We start from the raw sequence: 20,413 nt of genomic DNA on the forward strand, positions 1-20,413 counted from the left end.
AGACTTTCCGTTAAGAGACGGTTTCCGCCCAGCCGCTGGCTGCTGAACCAAGGAATGCTTGAAGATGCTCGAAACCCTGAGACGCGGCGCCCAGACTTGGGTCGCCAAAGCCCTGATGATCATTCTGGTCGTCTCCTTCGGCATCTGGGGCATATCGAGTTCCCTCGTGACGGCTGTGTCGAACTCCGTCGTGACGGTTGGCGATGTCAGTGTGTCCCCCACGGACTTCCGGCTTGCCTATGAGCGTCAGGTCGCCACGTTGTCGCAGCGTTTCGGGACGCGTCTGACGCGTGAACAGGCTCGCGCATTCGGCGTCGAGAACCAGGTCTTTGCTGAACTCGTTGCAGGGGCGACGCTCGACCAGCTTTCGCAGGACATGAACCTTGGCCTCTCCGAGGGCCGACTGGCACAGCTGATCGCCGACGATCCGGCGTTCCGCGGCGTCAACGGTCAGTTCGACCGCCTCGCCTTCTCGAGCACCCTGCGCAATGCCGGTCTTCGCGAGAACGACTACATCACCAACCGCAGCCAGGTGGCGGTCCGCAGCCAGATCGTCGAGGCGGTATCCGACGGCTACAAGGCGCCGGCAATCCTCACCGACGCGCTTCGCCAATACCGAAACGAAGCCCGCTCCGTCGATTACCTGCTCCTCAGCAACGCCAACATTGACGCGGTCAAGGCGCCGGCTGACGACGTGCTTGCACCCTGGTTCGAAGCCAATAAGGCAAAGTACAGGGCGCCCGAGTTTCGCAAGGTTGTCTACGTCACCCTCGAAGACAAGGACCTCGCCGATCCTTCGGCCATCACCGACGACATGGTGCGTGAGGAGTACGAGAGGACGAAGGACAAGTATCGGACGGCGGAGACCCGCACGATCGAGCAGCTTGCCTTCAAGGATCGCGCAGCTGCGGATGCGGCCGCGACGAAGCTTGCCGCCGGCACGAGTTTCGATGACATCGTCAAGGCCGAGGGCAAGACCTCCTCGGACGTCCTTCTCGGAGACTTCACGAAGGATCGCGTTCCGGATCCGCAGTTTGCCGACCCGGCTTTCGCCGTGGCGGCCGAAGGTGCCACGACACCGGTTGTGGAAGGCGCGTTCGGGCCGGTCATCCTGCGCGTGAGCAACATCCGTCCCGAGACGACGAAGACCCTGGACGAAGTCAAGGGCGATCTTCGCAACGAGCTTGCCCTTTCCGAGGCAAGTGACGGCATCATCTCGGTTCACGACAAGTTCGAGGACGCCCGGGCGACCGGCGCCACGGTCGCAGAGGCTGCCGACCAGTTGAGGCTCAAGGCAGTTACAATCGAAGCCATCGACAGCACGGGTAAGAACCCGGCCGGTGAGGACGTCGCAAGCATCCCCGAGGAGGCTGCACTGCTCGCCGAAGTGTTCAAGACGGACGTCGGCATGGAGGCCTCCACGGTCAATCTCGGTCGCGACGGCTACATCTGGTTCGAGGTTCTGGATGTCCAGCCCGAACGGGATCGTACGCTCGACGAAGTTCGCGATCGCGTCATTGCCGACTGGACGGCGGAACAGCAGCGCACTGCGCTTGCCGCCAAGGCCAAGGAGCTTGTAGAGCGGGTGACCAAGGGCGCGAAGCTCGCCGACATCGCCGGAGAAATGGGCCTCACGGTCGAAACAAAGGCCGGTTTGACCCGCGGCACCCAGGATCCGGTATTGAGCCCGGCCGCCGTCTCTGCCGCCTTCGGTGGTCCCGTCGGGCATGTGGCCGCCGCAGCCGGAGGCGATGGCGAAGGTCAGATCCTCCTTCAGGTGACGGACGTCAACTCCCAGGCCGTGCCTGACGCGCTTTCGAATGCCGAACAGCAGATCGAGGCTGTTGCCCGTGCCAGCGGCGACGACATCCTGGATCAGATAGTCAACGCGCTCCAGGCCTCCTACGGCGTTTCGATCAATCGGACGCTTGCCGAGCAGGTGATCAGCCAGTAGCCAGACAACGAGGAAGCCAAAGCGCACATGTCCGACCTGAAACCCTATATCGCCAAGGTCGCCGGCCGCACGCCGCTCAACCGCGATGAAGCGCGCGAAGCCTTCGAGATCATCATGTCGGGTGCGGCGACCCCATCGCAGATCGGCGGCTTCCTCATGGCGCTGCGTGTGCGCGGCGAGACCGTGGACGAGATCTACGGGGCTGTCGGCTCGATGCGGGCGCGCATGCTGCCCGTCAACGTGCCTTCGGACGCCATCGACATCGTTGGTACGGGGGCGATGGCACCGGCACCTACAATATCTCGACGCTTGCCTCGCTCATCGTCGCCGGCGCCGGGGTACCCGTCGCCAAGCACGGCAACCGGGCTCTCAGTTCCAAGGCCGGCACGGCGGATGCCCTGTCCTGCCTCGGGGTCAAGCTCGATATCGGCCCGGAGCAGATCTCCCGCTGCATTCAGGAGGCTGGTCTCGGCTTCATGTTCGCAAGCCAGCATCATCCCGCCATGAAGCACGTAGGCCCGTCCCGCGTGGAACTCGGCACCCGGACCATATTCAACCTGCTCGGGCCGCTCTCCAACCCCGGTGGGGTCGGCATGCAGCTGCTCGGTGTCTACTCCCCGGAATGGCTGCGGCCACTCGCAGAAGTCCTTCGCGATCTTGGATCCAAGCGCGTTTGGGTCGTGCACGGCTCCGGGCTGGACGAGATCACCACCACGGGCACGACGCAGGTCGTTGCGCTCGAGGATGGTCAGATCAGCAGTTTCGAACTGTCGCCGGCCGACTTCGGACTTGAACAGGTCGAGCTCGAAGCCATCCGCGGGGGCGATGGTGCCCATAATGCCCAGGCGCTGCGTGCGGTGCTCGACGGGGCTGACATGCCCTATCGCGACGTTTCTCTGGCCAATGCGGCCGCCGCGCTTCTGATCGCCGGCAAGGCGGGAAGCCTCGCGGAAGGCATGGAACTTGCGCGCGGCTCGTTGGCAAGCGGCAGTGCGCGGGCAGCACTCGACCGGCTGATTGCCGTTTCCAACGCGGCAGATTGAAGGTAGGCTTTCCCGATGACCGACATCCTGAAGAAGATCGAAATCTACAAGCGTGATGAGATCGCCGCCGCCAAGGCTCGGGTCCCCGTCGCAGAGCTCCGCGCCATGGCAAGGGATAGCGAGGCCCCGCGCGGATTTCACGCCAGCTTGCGGCAGAAGCAGGCCGAGGGCGCGTTCGGCCTGATCGCCGAGATCAAGAAGGCAAGCCCGTCCAAGGGACTGATCCGCCCGGACTTCGACCCGCCGGCGCTCGCCAAGGCATATGAGGAGGGCGGCGCCGCCTGTCTTTCTGTGCTGACGGATGCTCCGAGCTTCCAGGGTGCGCCGGAATTCCTCACGGCAGCCCGCGCGGCCTGTGCGCTGCCGGCCCTGCGCAAGGACTTCATGTTCGACAGCTACCAGGTTCTCGAGGCGCGTGCCTGGGGAGCCGATTGTATCCTCCTCATCATGGCGTCGCTCTCCGACGACGATGCGCGCATGCTCGAGGACGCCGCATTCTCGCTCGGAATGGACGTTCTGGTCGAGGTACACGACGAAGCCGAGATGGAACGCGGATTGCGCCTCCGTTCGAAGCTTATCGGCATCAACAACCGCAACCTGCGCACCTTCGAAGTCGATCTCGCCGTTTCCGAGCGCCTGTCTAAGATGGTGCCCGAGGACAAGCTGCTGGTCGGAGAGAGTGGCATCTTCACCCACGCCGACTGCCAGCGTCTCCGGCTATCGGGGATCTCGACGTTCCTCGTCGGAGAGAGCCTCATGCGCAAGGAGGACGTGGCAGCGGCCACGCGGGAGCTCCTTACAGGTTCTGCTTCCCTGTTGGCGGCGGAGTAACGAATGTCCGGTCTCACTCACATCGATGCCGCCGGGACGGCGAACATGGTCGACGTGGGGGACAAGACCGAGACGGTCAGGGTGGCTGTCGCGGAAGGCTATGTCCGCATGGCGCCGGAGACGCTTTCCCTCATCCGTTCCGGCAATGCCAAAAAAGGCGATGTGATCGGCACGGCACGGCTGGCTGGAATCATGGCCGCCAAGCGCACGTCCGATCTCATTCCGCTCTGCCACCCGCTCATGCTGACGAAGGTTGCCGTCGACATCTCGGAAGACCCTGCCCTCCCCGGGCTCAGGGTTGAGGCCATGGCAAAGTTGAGCGGCCGGACAGGCGTCGAGATGGAAGCGCTCACTGCAGTCAGCGTCGCCTGCCTCACCATCTACGACATGGCCAAGGCCGCGGACCGCGAAATGGAAATCGGCGGCGTCCGGCTCGTCGAGAAATCCGGGGGACGTTCCGGCGACTATCGCCGCGACGAGACAGCACGCACATGAACCTTCTACCCGTCGCCGAGGCCCTGGACCGTTTGCTGGCGGCTGCCGTGCCTTCAGAGCGGACGGAAATCGTGCCCCTCCACGACGGCGCAGGCCGCGTGCTTGCGCAAGACGTTCGAGCCCGCCTGACCCAGCCGCCCTTCGATAATTCAGCAATGGACGGCTATGCGCTTCGCCACTCCGATATCGAGAAGCCCGGATCGGTACTGGCCGTCGTCGGAACGTCCGCTGCAGGGCACGCTTTCGGAGGCACGGTAGAACCCGGTCAGGCGGTACGGATTTTCACCGGCGCACCTCTTCCAGCGGGTGCGGATACCGTCCTTCTGCAGGAGGACGCGGAGAGACTGGACGAGCTTAGGGTGCGAACGACCTTCGTGCCAGCAAAGGGTCGTCACATCCGGCCACGCGGCCAGGACTTTACCGAGGGCGAAGTCGTCCTGCACAGCGGTGACCTCCTCGACGCCGGTCGCCTCACGGTCGCTGCTGCGATGAATTATCCGGAGCTCACGGTCTATGCCCGACCGCGGATCGCCCTCATCGCCACCGGCGACGAACTCGTGGCACCGGGAACACCGCCCGGCCCCAGCCAGATCGTCGCGTCCAACGGTTTCGGCGTCGCGGCTCTTGGACGGGAGGCTGGCGCGGAGATCGTTGATTTCGGCATCGTAAAGGACGATCCCGTCGCACTGCGGGCGGTCATTGAGGCCGCCGCCGCCACAGCCCCGACGTGATCGTGACCCTCGGAGGTGCGTCCGTCGGCGACCATGACCTCGTCCAGGGCGTGATGCGAGAAGCGGGTATGCAGCTCGATTTCTGGCGTATCGCAATGCGCCCGGGAAAACCCTTGATGGTCGGCAAATTGGGTAAGGCACAGGTGTTCGGCCTGCCCGGAAATCCGGTTTCGAGCCTCGTTTGCGGTTTGTTGTTCCTGGAACCCCTCGTGCACCGGCTCGCTCGAACCCCGGCCAGGAATCGTTTGCGCACGCTGGTGACCGCGACCGCTCTAGCCGAGAACGATCGCCGCCAGGACTATTTGCGCGCACGCATCATCCGCTTGCAGGATGGCTCGCTCGCGGCGAGTGCGTTCGGCCAGCAGGACTCCTCCATGATGAAGGTTTTTGCCGGATCGGACTGCCTGATCGTCCGCCCGCCGCATGCCCCGGCACTGGAAGCCGGCGCGCAATGCGATGTCCTCATGCTGCGGGAGCCAGCCTGAGATTCTCGCTGCTTCGTCGAGAATAATCTCGCATTCTGCGCCGTACCTTCACGAAATCTTATCCACTTGCGGAACACATATGGAACATATAGTGTCTGTTCTGGATTTGTTTCACTAATGATTCTGGGGTGCAGGATATGCTGACGCGCAAGCAACAGGAACTTCTCTTGTTCATCCACGAGCGGATGAAGGAGTCGGGAATCCCGCCATCCTTTGATGAAATGAAGGATGCGCTCGACCTGGCATCCAAGTCCGGCATCCACCGGCTCATCACGGCGCTGGAGGAAAGAGGCTTCATCCGCCGCCTCCCGAACAGGGCGCGCGCCCTCGAGGTCATAAAGCTGCCGGACTCCTATTCATCGAGCCTTCAGCCGAAGCGCGGTTTCTCGCCGAGCGTGATCGAGGGAAGCAGAGGCAAGACACAGCCGCCTCCAGCACAGAAAGCGGCGGCAGGCGACGACTTCTCCTCGTCGGTCTCCATCCCCGTCATGGGCCGGATCGCTGCCGGTGTGCCGATTTCCGCTATCCAGAACAACACCCACGACATTACCATTCCGGCCGAAATGATCGGCAGCGGCGAGCACTATGCCCTTGAGGTCAAGGGCGACTCGATGATCGAGGCCGGCATTCTCGATGGTGACACCGTCATTATCCGGAATGCCAGCAACGCCAATCCGGGTGAAATCGTAGTAGCCCTCGTGGACGACGAGGAAGCGACGCTAAAGCGGTTCCGTCGCAAGGGTGCGTCCATCGCTCTCGAGGCGGCAAACCCCGCATACGAAACAAGGATCTTCGGCCCTGACCGCGTGAAGATCCAGGGAAAGCTTGTGGGGCTCATCCGCCGCTATCATTGAGGCACGCGTCCGCCTGACGCCTACTCCGCCTTGAACTGATTGCTGCGCCAATCATATGTACGGTGCATGGCCCATGGCCTGTCCAATGACGTGATCGACGTCTCGATGCGGGCGTTCGCGGGAAATGACCCGTGCCCGCCCAGAGCATAGATTTCGAGCGCTCCTGTCCGCCTCAACGTCTGTGCCGTTACGATGGTGGCACTGCAAGCCGCGGATTTCAGGAATTGCGGCGCGATCACCAGATCTGCCGTTCCGCAGGCCGCTGCAAGGTAGGCCGGATCCTCGATTGCCACGATGCGCCATCCGGAAGGCGACCGTACGGCACACCATTGTTTCGGGCGGCATAGGAACCGCGAGGGTTCGGCTTGCGCGCCAAACGCCTCCTTCATCGCCGCGCGGACGGCTGGGCCGTCCTCCATTTTATGGTCGCGACCGGACAGCGTTTGACGCCGGGTTGCTGTCTCGCCGAATGTACTGGCACGCGCTGCGGCCATGTGGGGGGGGCTGTAGGGACCGAGACGCAGAGCTCGCCGCCACTGATCATAGACGAAGGCTGGCGGTTTCTGCCTGTTGATCGACACGCCTGTTGCAGAGACCACGCCAACGAGTTTTGCATCCTCGGAAACGAGTACCTCCGGCAGCCTCGTTTCCGGGAGGAGTGCCAGGATGCCAGCCGCGATGAGCGGAAGGCCGATAAGCCGCAGTCTCGTATGCAGGATGCAGAGCAAGCCGCCGCCCGCTGCGATCAGGTAGACGCTTTCCTGCGGTAGGCGGCCAGTGACGATTTCCCCTCCCCACCCCGCGACCCAGTGCGACATGTCGATCATCCACCCTATCCCCTTGCCCATCACATAGAGGGCAGGTTGGTCGATCCCGAACGGCATGAGCAGCATTGCGATCATGCCTGCGGGCATGACGACTAGGCTGATGACGGGCATGGCGACGAGATTTCCGGCAAGCCCGAATGCCGGAATGCGATGGAAATGCGCCATGGAGTAGATAAGGGTGGCGAGGCTTCCAACCAGTGACGACAGAACCAGTCCGCTGATGAAGGCCGTGACCGGTCGCAGGATCCGGGTAGTCCTGAGCGAGGCCGTCGCGCGTTTTACCGGGCGATCACGCCAGATAGCATAGGCGGCCACCAGTCCGAGCGTAGCCGCGTAGGACATCTGGAAGCCCGGTCCCGTCACCGCCGACGGCGTGACGGCGAGGATGACCAGCGCCGAAAGGGCGATGTTGCGCAGGCTGATCGCAACACGGTCGAAGAACACGGCTATGAGCATGATCGAGATCATGATCCAGGACCGCACTGCCGAAACGGCGCCGCCGGAGATCAGGATGTAGAGCGTCACCATCCCGAGCGCACCGGCTGCTGCGAACTTTCTGATGGGATAGCGCTCGGCAAGCCCCGGAAAGATCACAAGCACCGACCGGGCGCCGACCAGGAAGGTACCGGCCGCGAGCACCATGTTGAGGCCGGAGATTGCGAGCACATGCGCAAGTCCCGCCTGCCTCAGTGCTTCGACGGTCTCGTCGCTGATCGCGCGCTGTTCGGCGGTGACGAGAGCCGCAGCGATCGCACCGGAATCCCCCGGAATCGCGTCCCGAATTCTATCCGAGATCCCGTTTCTCCATCCCTCCACTTTCTGCCAGAAGGCCTCGCGCAGACCAACCGCTTCGACATCCTCCATGCGCGTCTGAATGAGCTCGGGTTTTCCGTAGAAGAAACCGACGGCACCCGTGCCGGCCATGTAGGCATCGAAGGAAAAGTCATTGAGACCAGGGAGGGCTGGTCCCGAGGGAGGGCTCAGTCTCGCTCGCCCCGTGATGATGTCCCCCAAATCAAAAGGGGCGCTCTTTCCTCGGGAGATAATGTTGATGGTCATCGGAGGACGCCTGAGCGCAGGGTCATGCGTGCTGGTGAGCCTCAGGGTGTATCGGACACGACCGCCCGCGTCCGCCTCCCTCGCCAGAACGCGCCCCTCGACAGTCGTCGTCACCGGGCAGTCCAACAGGATCGTCGACATTCTCTCGCTTTCCCAGGCCGCGAAGAGCATGCCAAGCGGCATCAGGAAAGCGGCGGCGGCGACAGGCATTCTCCAGTCCGGCGCGTATCGCATGCGGAAGGCCGGCCACGCGAATACGGCGCAGGAAAGGGCGACAAAGACGAGTGGCGGATCATGGGGAAGCAAGAACCACAAACCGGACCCCGTCCCCAACAGCACGGGAACAAAGAGGAAGAAATGCCCGTGGTCACCCTCGGTGGCGATTGCCTCGCGCGCCTGTCCGCCTAGACCGTTGGCGCGGTGAATGGCGTTCCTGAGCCTTTGCCCGACGCCGTGGCGGATGTCCGCCCCTTGCCTCGGAAACGATTTCTGCACTTCAACCTTGGGATGCGGCAGCCGAGGAACCTGACCCTCGATGTCAGCCTGCAGCGCATCATGCGTGTCCTCGCTTATCCGCATTCGAAGGCGAACTCCGCAAACCGCGGAGGATCATGCAGTCAATTGCGCGTCATTGCAATCTACGGTCGATAAAACGGCCTGTCAGAGGACAGAAGATATGCCCCCTCCCTAATTTTAGTTTCACGCCCAGAAGTTGCTTGCAACTGCAGCGGAAGAGTAGATATTGCGTTGCCGGGACGCCGTATTGCAACGCACCATTCTCCCTTCGTCATGCTTGGCAGGGGGGCGCAAATGGGATAGCAACACCGCAGTCTACAGGTCTGGCACAAAACTGTGCCACGTGGCAGAAACGGAGGTCGTGATGACAGGAAAAAGCGCGGATGTATCGATAAGTGGCAAGTCCATCGAGTTGCCGGTACGATCCGGGTCGATTGGTCCGGACGTTATCGATATCGGAACGCTCTACAAGCAGACCGGTTCGTTCACTTATGATCCGGGCTTTACGTCCACGGCCTCATGTGAATCCAAGATCACCTACATCGACGGCGACGAAGGTGTCCTGCTTCACCGCGGTTACCCGATCGAGCAGCTCGCCGAGCACGGCGACTTCCTTGAAGTCTGCTACCTGCTTCTCTACGGCGAACTGCCGACCAAGGCACAGAAGGACGACTTCGACTATCGCGTAACGCATCACACGATGGTGCACGAGCAGATGAGCCGCTTCTTCACCGGCTTCCGTCGCGATGCGCATCCGATGGCCGTCATGTGCGGCTGTGTCGGCGCCCTCTCGGCCTTCTATCACGACTCCACGGACATCACGGATCCGCACCAGCGCATGGTCGCGAGCCTGCGCATGATCGCCAAGATGCCGACGCTCGCCGCGATGGCCTACAAGTACCATATCGGCCAGCCCTTCGTTTACCCGAAGAACGACCTCGACTACGCGTCGAACTTCCTGCGCATGTGCTTTGCTGTTCCGTGCGAAGAGTATGTCGTGAACCCGGTTCTGGCACGCGCCATGGACCGCATCTTCATCCTGCATGCCGACCACGAGCAGAACGCATCGACCTCGACTGTCCGCCTCGCCGGCTCCTCGGGCGCCAATCCGTTCGCCTGCATCGCCGCCGGCATCGCCTGCCTGTGGGGTCCGGCCCATGGTGGCGCGAACGAGGCTGCGTTGAACATGCTCGCGGAAATCGGCTCGGTCGACCGTATTCAGGAATTCGTCGCAAGGGCCAAGGACAAGAACGACCCCTTCCGCCTGATGGGCTTCGGACATCGCGTCTACAAGAACTACGACCCGCGCGCCAAGATCATGCAGAAGACCACGCATGAGGTTCTGGCCGAACTCGGTCACAAGGACGATCCGCTTCTCGAAGTGGCGATGGAACTGGAGCGCATCGCGCTGACCGACAGCTACTTCATCGAGAAGAAGCTTTATCCGAACATCGACTTCTACTCCGGCATCACGCTGAAGGCCCTGGGCTTCCCCACGACCATGTTCACCGTGCTCTTCGCTCTTGCGCGCACCGTCGGCTGGATCGCGCAGTGGAACGAGATGATCGAGGATCCGGAACAGCGCATCGGCCGTCCGCGCCAGCTCTATGTTGGTGCACCGAAGCGCGACTACGTACCGGTTTCGAAGCGTCAATCCTGAGGCAGGCCCTCAAAAGACAAAGCCCGGTCAGAAATGACCGGGCTTTTTTTTTGTCAGCAGTTCGAGGACGATCGCCGCGGCGTGTTCTCCAGGCGGCATTTCCGTCTGCATCCGTCGATGGACAAGCGCGTAGCCTTCCATGACCGCGCGACGCTGAAGTGTGTCGCAGGAGAACCTCTCGATCGCACGCGCAAGGGCCGCGGGACGAATTGCCTCGTTCAGATATTCCGGCACGATGACGTAATCAGCAATCAGGTTGGGCAGCGCCGCAGTCCAGGTCTTAATGCGTTTCGCCATCAGCTTGACCAACCAGTCGACCTTGTAACAGGAGATGGCTGGAACACCTGCGAGTGCTAGCTCGAGAATAACCGTTCCCGAGGCGGCGAGCGCGACGTCTGCCTCCGAGAAGGCCTTCCACTTGTCGGCCACTGTCGCCGTGATGACCGGCTTGATCGCCCAATCCGCCGTGAGTTCCCTGACCAACGCTTCCTGTGTCGATACCGTCGGCAGGAGAAATCGCATGCCGGGATTTCGCGTGGCGAGCATCTGGACGGTTTCCGCAAAGAGCGGCATCAACCGGACGATCTCGGTCGATCTTGATCCGGGCAAGAGGAGGCAGGTCGTTTGCGCCGGATCTTGCAGCACTTCCTTGGCAAGCTGCTGCCTCCGGATTGCCTGAACCCTGTCATCTGCAGAAAGCCTGTGCCCTACATAGGTGGTCGGCGGACCGCCCAGCCTCGCCATGACTTCCGGCTCGAACGGCAGCACCGCCAAGACGTGGTCCACATAGGGCACCATCTGGCGCGCGCGTTCTTCCTTCCAGGCCCAGACGCTGGGACACACGTAGTTCACGATCGGAAGATCGGGTAGTTTCCTGCGCACCTTCCGGGCAACGCGGTGCGTGAAATCGGGACTGTCGATGATGATGAGAACGTCCGGTTTTTCCGCGACGATCGCATCGGCTGTCTGTCGAATGCGCCGGACAAGGCTTGGCAGCCGGGCGAGCACTTGCGTAAGTCCCATGATCGACAGTTCGGAATAGTCGAAAAGAGACTGGAGGCCCTGCCTGTGAAGGGACTCGCCGCCGACGCCGACCAGCGACACCCCATTGGGCAATCTCCGCCGGAGCGCTTCGACCAGATCACCGCCCAGAAGATCCCCCGAAACCTCTCCGGCGATGACTGCGATCTTGAGCGGCGTTCCTGTCACGTGGCGGGTGTCCTCTGGCGCGGAAGGATCCCGGTCACGAAGAGCCCCCTCGAATTTGCCTCGTCCGCAAGTCTTTCGCTCTCGAGGACGAGCGAACGCCCGGCTTCGACTGCAATCCCGGCAAGGCCGGCATCGGCAGCGCGGCGCAATGTCTCTATGCCGATTGACGGCAGGTCGGCACGCACATCCTGATTGGGTTTGCAGAGCTTGACCAGGACGCCCTTGCGTCGCGCGGAGATGCGACCCTGCCGCCTAAGCTCGCTGACCCTTTCAAGCATGGCATCGGTGCCTTCGGCACCTTCGAGCGCCACCACCCTGCCCCCGACGGCGACTGCCCCCTGCCCGACATCGAGATCTCCGAGTGCGAGGGCTGCCGCGGAACCGGCAATGATGTCGTGCCGGTCGTCATCGTCGGGCCGGACGCGTCCGATCGGTCCCTCTACGGCGAGCAGGTCGGGCACAATATCCTGTACGCCGACCACTCTTACGCCGTTGGCCTCGATCAGGCGGATGACCATCTTGAGAACTTTGTCGTCGCCGCCCGTGATCAAGGTCCGGACGATGGCCGGCATCTGCATGATTGTCTTGAGAGTTGGGCGGATATCACGCCATTCGGGGCGCCGGCGAACCGCACCCGAGAGAACGGCCCGATCAATGCCTTCCCGGCGAAAGGCTTCGCTCATTCCCGCATAGTCGCCGACGCCGACGGTCTGGTGATCGAAGGAAGACCAGTCCTGGTCGGATTCGTTGCCAAGGGCGAGAATATAGGGGCTTTCTCCCCGAGAGCGCGCCGCTTCCGCCACATAGAGCGGAAGCAATCCTGCGCCGGCGATGATTGCCAGCCGCTTCGAACTGTCGGGCTGGCGTATGCTCATCCGGTTCAGCCCTTGTTTCCTCGATTGGGCGAGGAAAGCGCACGGTCGCTGTCTACCGCAATGAAATCCAGGATCTCCATCACCGGCGCGCAACCCGCATATTCGTCGCGGATCGCGGCGGCATTCGCCCTGATCGAGCCCTCGCCTTCGAAGATCTGCTTGAAGGCACGGCGGACAGTGTGGATCACAGACTTCTCGATACCGGACCGGCTCATGCCGACCACGTTGAGGCCGCCGAGAACGCCCGGGTTTCCATTCAGCATGCCGTACGGGATGACGTCATAGGCAACACCCGAAAGCCCGCCAACGAAGGCATGGCGTCCGATGCGCGCGAATTGGTGAACAGCTGATCCGCCACCAAGGATGGCACGGTCCTCGACCGTCACATGACCGGCAAGCATCACGTTGTTCGACAGGATGATGTCGTTGCCGAGGATGCAATCGTGCGCCACATGCGAATAGGCAAGAAACAGGTTGCGATCGCCGACGACCGTCTTGCCGCCCCCACCTGTCGTTCCGGTGTTCATCGTGACGCCTTCGCGGATGGTATTCATCTCGCCAATTGAAAGCGTCGTCTCCTCGCCGGCGTGATGGATGCTCTGCGGATCGCCGCCGATGACTGCGGATGGGAAGATGCGGGTGCCACGGCCGATTGTGGTGCGTCCCGTGACGACGACATGGGTGAGAAGCTCCACGGCATCGCCCAGCACCACCTTCGGCCCGACATGGCAAAAGGGTCCTACCACGACGTTCTCGCCGATCACCGCACCGTCTTCCACGACGGATAGCGGATGGATCTTCGCACTCGCTGCAATCATTTTCAGGCTTCTTCCTTGTTGACGATCATGGCGCCGATATCAGCTTCGGCGACAAGTTGCCCATCAACTTTTGCATCACAGTGAAACTTCCAGATATTGCCCCGCTGCTTCTGCTTGGACACGTGGAACTCGACGCGATCGCCGGGCACGACCGGCTTGCGAAAACGCGCATTGTCGATGGTCATGAAATAGACCAGGTTCGAGCCGCGACCAGACTTGCGTGCGCAGATCGCACCGGCAGTCTGCGCCATGCCCTCGATCAGAAGCACGCCTGGCATGATCGGCTGATCCGGGAAATGACCGGTGAATTGCGGTTCGTTGACCGTTACGTTCTTGATCCCGATCGCCGAATTGTCTCCGTCGATGTCGATGATCTTGTCCACCAGCAGAAACGGATAGCGATGGGGAAGAAGGGTCAGAATCTCACGCAACTCTGCTACGCCGAGAGTTGCTTTCGGCTCATCACTCATCTTTTGCTCCCTGCTTTTTGTCTCTCTTGCTGGCCCTCAGGGACATCTCGGCGATATCGCGAAGGAAATCGCGCATGGGACGCGCCGGAATCCCGCCGTACCGTTCGCCGGCCGGAATGTCCGCGACGACACCGCTCATCGCGGCGATCTGCACTCCGTCCCCGATCGTGATATGTCCGTTGATTCCCGATGCGCCGCCGATCATCACGCCATCTCCGATGCGCGTGCTGCCCGCGATGCCCACACCACTGACGATACCGCAGTGGCGGCCGATGCGGACGTTATGGCCGACCTGCACCTGATTGTCGATCTTCGTTCCTTCACCGATGACAGTGTCGTCCATCGTGCCTCGGTCGATCGTCGTGTTCGAGCCGATTTCCACGTTGTCCTGGATGATCACGCGGCCAACCTGCACGATCTTGATCATGCCCCCTTGGGGCCTGGTCCGTAGCCGAAGCCATCCTGGCCGATACGCGCACCAGGGTGGAGGATCACTCCATTGCCGACAAGGGCGCATTGCACCGTCACGCCGGCCGCAATCGTGCAGTCTCTTCCGATCTTGACCCCTGCACCGATGATGGTACCTGCGCCGATCCGCGTCCCCTCGCCGATCTCGGCGTCCTTGCCGATGACGGCCATAGGCTCGATCTCGACGTTGGCTTCGATCCGCGCGCTGGCGTCGACATAGGCTGAAGGAGAAATTTCAGCAGGCATCGAGACGGTCGCAGCCGGTCTCATGGCCTGCGGATGAAGAATTTCACCGGCAAGCGCGAATGCGGTGTGCGCGCGGGATGTCACGAGGACAGCAACGTGGGAAGGCACGAGCGGGGCGAGCGCGCGATCGCACAGGATCGCGGACGCTTCGCAGGTGTCGAGCTCACCTTTGCTCTTGCGCGATAACATGTAGCATAGATCCCCGGTCTTGGCCCGATAGACGGGAGAAACCCTGTGGATCAGCTTGTCGGCTGCCGACGCATCAACGAGCTCCGCCCCAAGGCGGGTCGCCAGGTCGCCCAGGCGAACACCGTCGTGGGACGGAAAAAACCAATTATGTTCCATCCGCTATAGCTCCAGAACAGTTCACGTTTCGCAGTTCTGGACTGCCAGGATCAGAACTGCGAAGAGATGCCGAACTTGAAGCGCTGGGTCTCGTCGAAGTCTTCTTTCTTGATCGGGATCGCGTAGTCGAACCGCAGCGGGCCGAACGGAGACGCCCAGATCAAGCTTGCACCGACGGAGGCCCGCAGAGAGGCATCCGTGCCTTCGGCCGTATCGCCACCCAGCTTGACCTTATTGCCGTAGAGCGTACCCGCATCAGCGAATACCGCACCGCGGAAACCGGCGTCACGCGATACGCCCGGAAGCGGGAAGGATGCTTCCGCCGACGCGGTGAAATAGGTCGTACCGCCGAGCGAATCGCCGTTGGTCATGCGCGGGCCGATACCGGCGCTCTCGAAGCCGCGAATATCGCTGGAGCCGAGCGTGAACTGGTCGAAGACCTGAACATTTCCGTTCGTGGGCGTCATGTAACCGGCGCCGAGCGCAAGCGAGCCGATGATGTCGGCGTCGCGCATCAGCGTCTGATAGTAACGGCCCTTACCGTAGATCTTGTAGTAGTCCGAATCGCCGCCGATACCCGCGAATTCGTTGGTCAGGGTAGCATAGATACCCTCCCTCGGAAGAATGCGGTCATCGAGCGAATCATAGGTAATCACGTTCGATACAGACGAACGCACCCACGGACCCTGCGTCACCACTCGACGGTAAGGCACGGACAGATCGTCAAGATCACCCGAGTTGTAGTCGAATTCCGTATAGTTGTAGCGGAACGTCGTCGACAGTTCTTCGGTGATCGGAGCGGTCACGCGAAGGCTGAAGCCCTGCGTGTTGACCGAGTAGTTGTCCTCGGAGTCGTCCTCGTTGCGGAAGAGGTCGAAACCAGCCGCCAGACGGTAGCCGAGGAAGTACGGCTCGGTGAAGGACAGGCTGTAGTCGCGCGAATCGGCGCCTGCACCTGCAGCAACCCGGATGTACTGACCACGGCCGAGGAAGTTCTTTTCTTCGATCGAGGCTTCAACCTTGAAGCCGCCGTCGTTGCCAGTCTCGTAGCCGGCGCCGATGCCGAACGAACCGGTCGACTGATCCTGAACGTCGACGACGAGGACGACACGATCGGGCTGGCTGCCCTGCGTCGTGGAAATGTTGACGGCAGCAAAGAAGCCGAGCGCCTCCAGGCGACGCTTCGCGCGAGTGATCACTTCCTGGTTGAAAGCGTCACCTTCGCTGATGTCGAACTCGCGACGAATGACATAGTCACGGGTACGGGTGTTGCCGCGGATCTCAATGCGCTCGACATAGGCACGCTCGCCCTGGTCGACGAGGTAGTCGACCGCGATGGTGCCGGTGCCGAAGTCACGGTTGCCGCGCGGGGTAACGCGCGCGAACGGATAACCCTTGGCAGCCACGCGCCGGGAGATCTCCGACATGGAGTCCTGAACGTCACGGGCACTGTAGGTGCGGCCGGGCTTCGTCTCAAGCAGACCCCTCAATTCTTCGGGGTCAATGCCTTCGACGGTCGATTCGACATTAACGTCGCCGAACTTGTAGCGCTCGCCCTCTTCAACGGTGAACGTTACCGTGTACTTGTTGGTCGCCTCATCAAGAACAGCTTCCGAAGAGATGACCCGGAAGTCGGCGTAGCCGTTATTGAAGTAGAACTGGCGCAGCGCTTCTTCGTCAGCGCGCAGCTTGTCCTCGTTGTAAACGTCCTTGCGCGACAGGAAGGTCAGGATACCGGATTCCTTGGTATTGATGACCGACTGGAGCCGCGAATTGCTGTAGGCCTGATTGCCGACGAAATTGATCTGGGCGATCTTCGTGCGATCACCTTCGTTGATGACGAAAGCAAGGTTGACGCGCCCTTCACCGACAGGAACGACCTGCGTGGTCACAGTGGCATCGCTACGGCCGATTGCGGCGTAGGCATCGCGAATCGCCTGGATGTCGGACTGGACGGTGGTCTCGCTGTACGGTCCGAGCGATTCGGAGCGAACAACCGTCTTGAGCTTCTCGTCCTTGATCTTCCGGTTGCCGTTGAAGACGACCTGGTTGATCAGCTGATTCTCGGAAACGGTGACGACCAGCGTTCCGCCGGATACGCCCATCTGCACGTCCGAGAAGTAGCCGGTCGCGAAGAGACGTTGGATCGACGCATCGATATCTGTGTTGCTGAAAGTCTTGCCGGGCACGATCGTGATGTTGGCGCGGACCGTCTCAGCGCTTACGCGCGTCGCCCCACGAACCTCGACGCGCTGAATCACGGCAGCTTGTGCAGAAGTAGCGGAAACAAGGGTGACAGCAGTACCCCCGGTGGTCACCAAACTCGCAGACAGCGCAACGGCGGACACAGCGTTCAAAAATCTTGAACCAGCTTTCATCTTCACAACTTACCTTTGTTTCAACGTCACGAAACAGGGGCTTGCGCCCCGACTCCGGTCACGTTTGCCGTTTTAACCGCTTTTGCCATACAAGCAAGGTCGCCCGTTAATTTCTGTTTACTTCGATTCAAACCGTGGCCCATTGGTCACTACGGACTGAAATCAGGGTAAACAGACTCTTATTGCGACCGCCGCATCAGCGGAAAAAACTCCCTCAATTCTTCTCTGCGCGAACCTTTCGGTCTCAGCCCAGAAGTCGCGAAATATCATTCCACGTGGCGAAAACCATAAGCATCAGAACGAGCATCATCCCGATCCTGAAAGCGATTTCCTGCGCACCAGGGCCGACCGGTTTTCCCCGGACAGCCTCAACCGCATAAAACATCAAATGGCCGCCATCAAGTACCGGAACGGGCATTAGGTTCAAAAGTCCAATGGAAACAGACAGAACGGCTGCAAGCTGAAGCACTGCTGCAACACCGAGCGTCGCCATCTGGCCGGACGCCTGGGCGACACGGATCGGACCACCGAGCTGATCGGCCTTCATTCGCCCCACGACGAGGTTCGACAGGTAGTCGAAGGTCCCTGTCACGATATGCCAGGATTGCACCACGCCCTGCCCCACGGCTGCGAGCGGACCATATTCAATGACACGGAAGTTGCCGCTTTCCTGCGTGGTCACAATGCCGATGACGCCAAGTTCCATCTTGTTGCCGAACTGGTCGGTGAGCTCGGTACGCTGGGGGATCATCGGAAGATCGAGAGTGGCGCCATCCCGGCGGATCGTGACGACGACCTGCATCTCCGGTCGCACGCTCACATACCGCCGCACGTCGTCGAACGTGTTTACGGGGGTGCCGTCGAGGGCAACGAGAAGATCTCCCGGCTTCACACCGGCCGCCGCGGCGGCACTGTCGGGCCGGACTTCGGACACGATCGGATCGGCGACCTGACGTCCGTACAGGGAGAACATGACAGCGAAAATCGCGATCGCGAGGATGAAGTTGGCGAACGGCCCGGCCGCTACAGTGACTGCGCGTCTCCAGAGCGAAGCACCGAGAAAAGTCCGTGCCTTTTCCTGCTCCGACAGGGTCGTGAACTTGCCATAGTCGGGCGTGGATGCCGCATCGTCGTCGCCGTTGAACTTGACATAGCCCCCGAGCGGGATGGCGCAGAGCTTCCAACGCGTACCGTGCCGGTCGTTGAAGCCGATCAGTTCCGGACCGAACCCGACCGAGAAGGCCGTGACGCCGATTCCGCACCAGCGCCCGGCAAGGTAATGGCCCATCTCGTGGACGAAGACGATGAGCGTCAGCACGATGAGAAATGGAACAATGTAGCCAGTGAGCAGACTGGCAGCGTTCAAAAGCATATCCATAACCCGATTTCCTACTGCAAAACTCCGAAAACCGGAATCGTTTTCGTGAAATGACTAAGCACGGTTACAAAATGATCCCGCTCATGCGGCAAGCCTTCTTGCGAACGTGACGCTTTGACGCGCCTGCAACCTGACGCCATTCGCCCGCGGACTGTAGCGAACCCTATCGGTTCAGAACAGTCACAGCCCAAGAACGAATGCGGCAATGGAGCTTGCCCCGTTGTCCGTGAGAAGAGCTTGGGCAAGCCCAAGCATGAAAGCTGCAAAGCAGGCGAAAACGAGGCCATCGACCCTGTCCATGACGCCGCCGTGTCCCGGAATGAGACGGCCAGAATCCTTCACGCCGCAGCGGCGCTTCACGAAGGATTCGAACAGATCCCCGATCTGGCTGAACGCGGAGAGGACGACGGCCATGAAGGGCACCCACAGTCCGGTGAGCGGGAAAAACACACTGTAGAGGGCAGTGCCTGCAATCACTGCCGATACCAGGCCGCCAATCGCCCCCGACCAGGTTTTGCCCGGAGAGATGCGTGGGGCGAGCTTGGGACCGCCGACCGCGCGACCGACGAAGTAGGCGAGAATGTCGGTACCCCAGACGACGGCGAAGACAAAGAGCATCGCGATGAGCCCGGTCATGTCGTTGCCGCGTATTTCGGCAAGCGATAGTGCTGTCAGCCCGGCATAGGCAACGCCTCCGGGAAGCCACCCGTCCTTCCCGTTCACGATGGAATAGACCGTGGATGTCGCCACGGAGACCAGCACGATGCCGAGCCCCCACTCGCCAGAATCAAGCAGAACCGACAAACCGGCTGCCGCCACGCTCGCCCACCCGAAGGCGTTTCCGCGAAAATCCGTTTCCGCCAGGCGGGTCATGCTCGACCATTCGTGGTACACGAGCAGCGATATCGCCACGGCAAGCGCCTTGAAGGCTAATCCGCCGAACCATGTTGCGACGAGAACCACGATGGCCAGGACGATCCCTGAGCCGATACGCAGTCGAAGTTCTTTTTGCATCAGGAACCTACGGCGAGGGGCGGTGCGGAAACGCGGCCGAAGCGGCGCTCGCGACCGGCATATGTTTCGAGAGCCGCGAGAAAAGTCTCGCGTTTGAAATCCGGCCAGAAATCCGGAATGAACACGAACTCCGAATAGGCAGCCTGCCACAGAAGGAAGTTTGACAGCCTCTCCTCGCCGCTCGTGCGGATTATGAGGTCGGGGTCGGGTATTCCGGCCGTATCGAGGTAGGATGAGATCCGTTCCGGCGTTATTTCGTCTGGACGAATCCGGCCCGCCATGGCATCGGCCGCCATGGCGCGCGCAGCACGCGCCATCTCGTCCCTGGAGCCGTAGTTGAAGGCAATTACCAGCGTGATGCCGGTATTCTGCTTCGTGGTCTCCTCTGCTTCGATCAGCAGAGGAAGAATGTCGTCCCTGAGGTTGGACCTGTCGCCAATGACCCGGATGCGCACGTGTTCCTTGTGGAGAACCGCAAGGTCGCGGCGGATGAAGATCTTCAGGAGACCCATCAGATCCGACACCTCGCTCTCCGGCCGGCTCCAGTTCTCCGAGGAGAAGGCAAACAGCGTGAGATAGCCTATGCCGACGGAGCCGGCGGTGCGAACGGCTTCTCGCACCGCTTCGACGCCCTTGCGGTGTCCCATGCTGCGCGGAAGACCCCGGCTTTTTGCCCAACGCCCATTTCCGTCCATGATGATGGCGACATGGGTCGGTACATTGCGAGACGCGAGGTTTGTCATCAACGATCCGGGTT

14 protein-coding genes and 3 pseudogenes are annotated in these 20,413 nt (G+C 61.4%); 7 read left to right on the top strand and 10 right to left on the bottom strand.

The genetic code is table 11. The annotated features are described in order from the left end of the window. Window positions 1-64: 64 nt before the first annotated feature. The 6 genes and pseudogenes from F3Y30_RS14110 to lexA all read left to right on the top strand — a co-directional run bounded on the left by F3Y30_RS14110 (window position 65) and on the right by lexA (window position 6,393). The gene (locus tag F3Y30_RS14110) at window positions 65-1,954 is read left to right on the top strand and encodes a peptidylprolyl isomerase (protein WP_203423307.1); all 1,890 of its coding nucleotides are present in this window, start codon (window positions 65-67) and stop codon (window positions 1,952-1,954) included. A gap of 27 nt (window positions 1,955-1,981) precedes the next feature. Further along, window positions 1,982-2,997 (top strand): annotated as a pseudogene (trpD, locus tag F3Y30_RS14115) (anthranilate phosphoribosyltransferase). A gap of 15 nt (window positions 2,998-3,012) precedes the next feature. Further along, window positions 3,013-3,828, top strand: a complete 816-nt coding sequence (gene trpC, locus F3Y30_RS14120; RefSeq protein WP_203423308.1) for an indole-3-glycerol phosphate synthase TrpC — start codon at window positions 3,013-3,015, stop codon at window positions 3,826-3,828. Between the two features lie 3 nt (window positions 3,829-3,831). Beyond that, window positions 3,832-4,323, top strand: coding sequence for a cyclic pyranopterin monophosphate synthase MoaC (gene moaC, locus F3Y30_RS14125; protein WP_203423309.1), 492 nt, complete (start codon window positions 3,832-3,834; stop codon window positions 4,321-4,323). Next, window positions 4,320-5,539, top strand: a pseudogene (gene glp, locus F3Y30_RS14130) (gephyrin-like molybdotransferase Glp). Before moaC ends, glp begins: the two are co-directional and overlap by 4 nt. Before the next feature lie 137 nt (window positions 5,540-5,676). Beyond that, the gene (gene lexA / locus F3Y30_RS14135; RefSeq protein WP_203423310.1) at window positions 5,677-6,393 is read left to right on the top strand and encodes a transcriptional repressor LexA; all 717 of its coding nucleotides are present in this window, start codon (window positions 5,677-5,679) and stop codon (window positions 6,391-6,393) included. Window positions 6,394-6,413: 20 nt separating this feature from the next. On the opposite strand, the gene F3Y30_RS14140 is transcribed toward lexA, so the two are convergent. Beyond that, the gene (locus tag F3Y30_RS14140; RefSeq protein ID WP_203423311.1) at window positions 6,414-8,858 is read right to left on the bottom strand and encodes a ComEC/Rec2 family competence protein; all 2,445 of its coding nucleotides are present in this window, start codon (window positions 8,856-8,858) and stop codon (window positions 6,414-6,416) included. A gap of 301 nt (window positions 8,859-9,159) precedes the next feature. Here F3Y30_RS14140 and gltA point away from each other — a divergent pair, with 301 nt between their 5' ends. After that, a complete protein-coding gene (gene gltA, locus F3Y30_RS14145) occupies window positions 9,160-10,455 on the top strand; it encodes a citrate synthase (protein WP_203423312.1) in 1,296 nt (431 codons plus the stop codon). 27 nt (window positions 10,456-10,482) lie between these two features. Here gltA and lpxB read toward each other — a convergent pair whose 3' ends face one another. The 9 genes and pseudogenes from lpxB to F3Y30_RS14190 form a co-directional block, all read right to left on the bottom strand. Then, complete coding sequence (gene lpxB, locus F3Y30_RS14150; protein WP_203423313.1) at window positions 10,483-11,664, bottom strand: lipid-A-disaccharide synthase; 1,182 nt, start codon at window positions 11,662-11,664, stop codon at window positions 10,483-10,485. After that, on the bottom strand, window positions 11,661-12,539 hold the full coding sequence (gene lpxI / locus F3Y30_RS14155; protein WP_203423314.1) for a UDP-2,3-diacylglucosamine diphosphatase LpxI: 879 nt from the start codon (window positions 12,537-12,539) through the stop codon (window positions 11,661-11,663). The genes lpxB and lpxI overlap by 4 nt, the downstream gene beginning before the upstream one ends. 5 nt (window positions 12,540-12,544) lie before the next feature. Further along, the gene (gene lpxA / locus F3Y30_RS14160) at window positions 12,545-13,363 is read right to left on the bottom strand and encodes an acyl-ACP--UDP-N-acetylglucosamine O-acyltransferase (protein ID WP_203426622.1); all 819 of its coding nucleotides are present in this window, start codon (window positions 13,361-13,363) and stop codon (window positions 12,545-12,547) included. Beyond that, complete coding sequence (gene fabZ, locus F3Y30_RS14165) at window positions 13,360-13,827, bottom strand: 3-hydroxyacyl-ACP dehydratase FabZ (RefSeq protein ID WP_203423315.1); 468 nt, start codon at window positions 13,825-13,827, stop codon at window positions 13,360-13,362. The genes lpxA and fabZ overlap by 4 nt, the downstream gene beginning before the upstream one ends. Beyond that, window positions 13,820-14,886, bottom strand: a pseudogene (lpxD, locus tag F3Y30_RS14170) (UDP-3-O-(3-hydroxymyristoyl)glucosamine N-acyltransferase). The gene fabZ and the pseudogene lpxD overlap by 8 nt, the downstream one beginning before the upstream one ends. Before the next feature lie 50 nt (window positions 14,887-14,936). Next, window positions 14,937-17,264 carry an outer membrane protein assembly factor BamA gene (gene bamA / locus F3Y30_RS14175; protein ID WP_203423316.1) on the bottom strand — a complete coding sequence of 776 codons (2,328 nt, stop codon included), beginning with the start codon at window positions 17,262-17,264 and terminating at the stop codon, window positions 14,937-14,939. 244 nt (window positions 17,265-17,508) lie between these two features. Next, complete coding sequence (rseP, locus tag F3Y30_RS14180; RefSeq protein WP_203423317.1) at window positions 17,509-18,642, bottom strand: RIP metalloprotease RseP; 1,134 nt, start codon at window positions 18,640-18,642, stop codon at window positions 17,509-17,511. A 180-nt stretch (window positions 18,643-18,822) separates the two neighbouring features. Further along, complete coding sequence (locus tag F3Y30_RS14185) at window positions 18,823-19,656, bottom strand: phosphatidate cytidylyltransferase (protein WP_203423318.1); 834 nt, start codon at window positions 19,654-19,656, stop codon at window positions 18,823-18,825. Beyond that, a complete protein-coding gene (locus tag F3Y30_RS14190) occupies window positions 19,656-20,399 on the bottom strand; it encodes an isoprenyl transferase (protein ID WP_203423319.1) in 744 nt (247 codons plus the stop codon). The genes F3Y30_RS14185 and F3Y30_RS14190 overlap by 1 nt, the downstream gene beginning before the upstream one ends. Between the last annotated feature and the right edge of the window lie 14 nt (window positions 20,400-20,413).

Source organism: Sinorhizobium sp. BG8 (genome assembly GCF_016864555.1).
In the GTDB taxonomy this organism is placed as follows: domain Bacteria; phylum Pseudomonadota; class Alphaproteobacteria; order Rhizobiales; family Rhizobiaceae; genus BG8.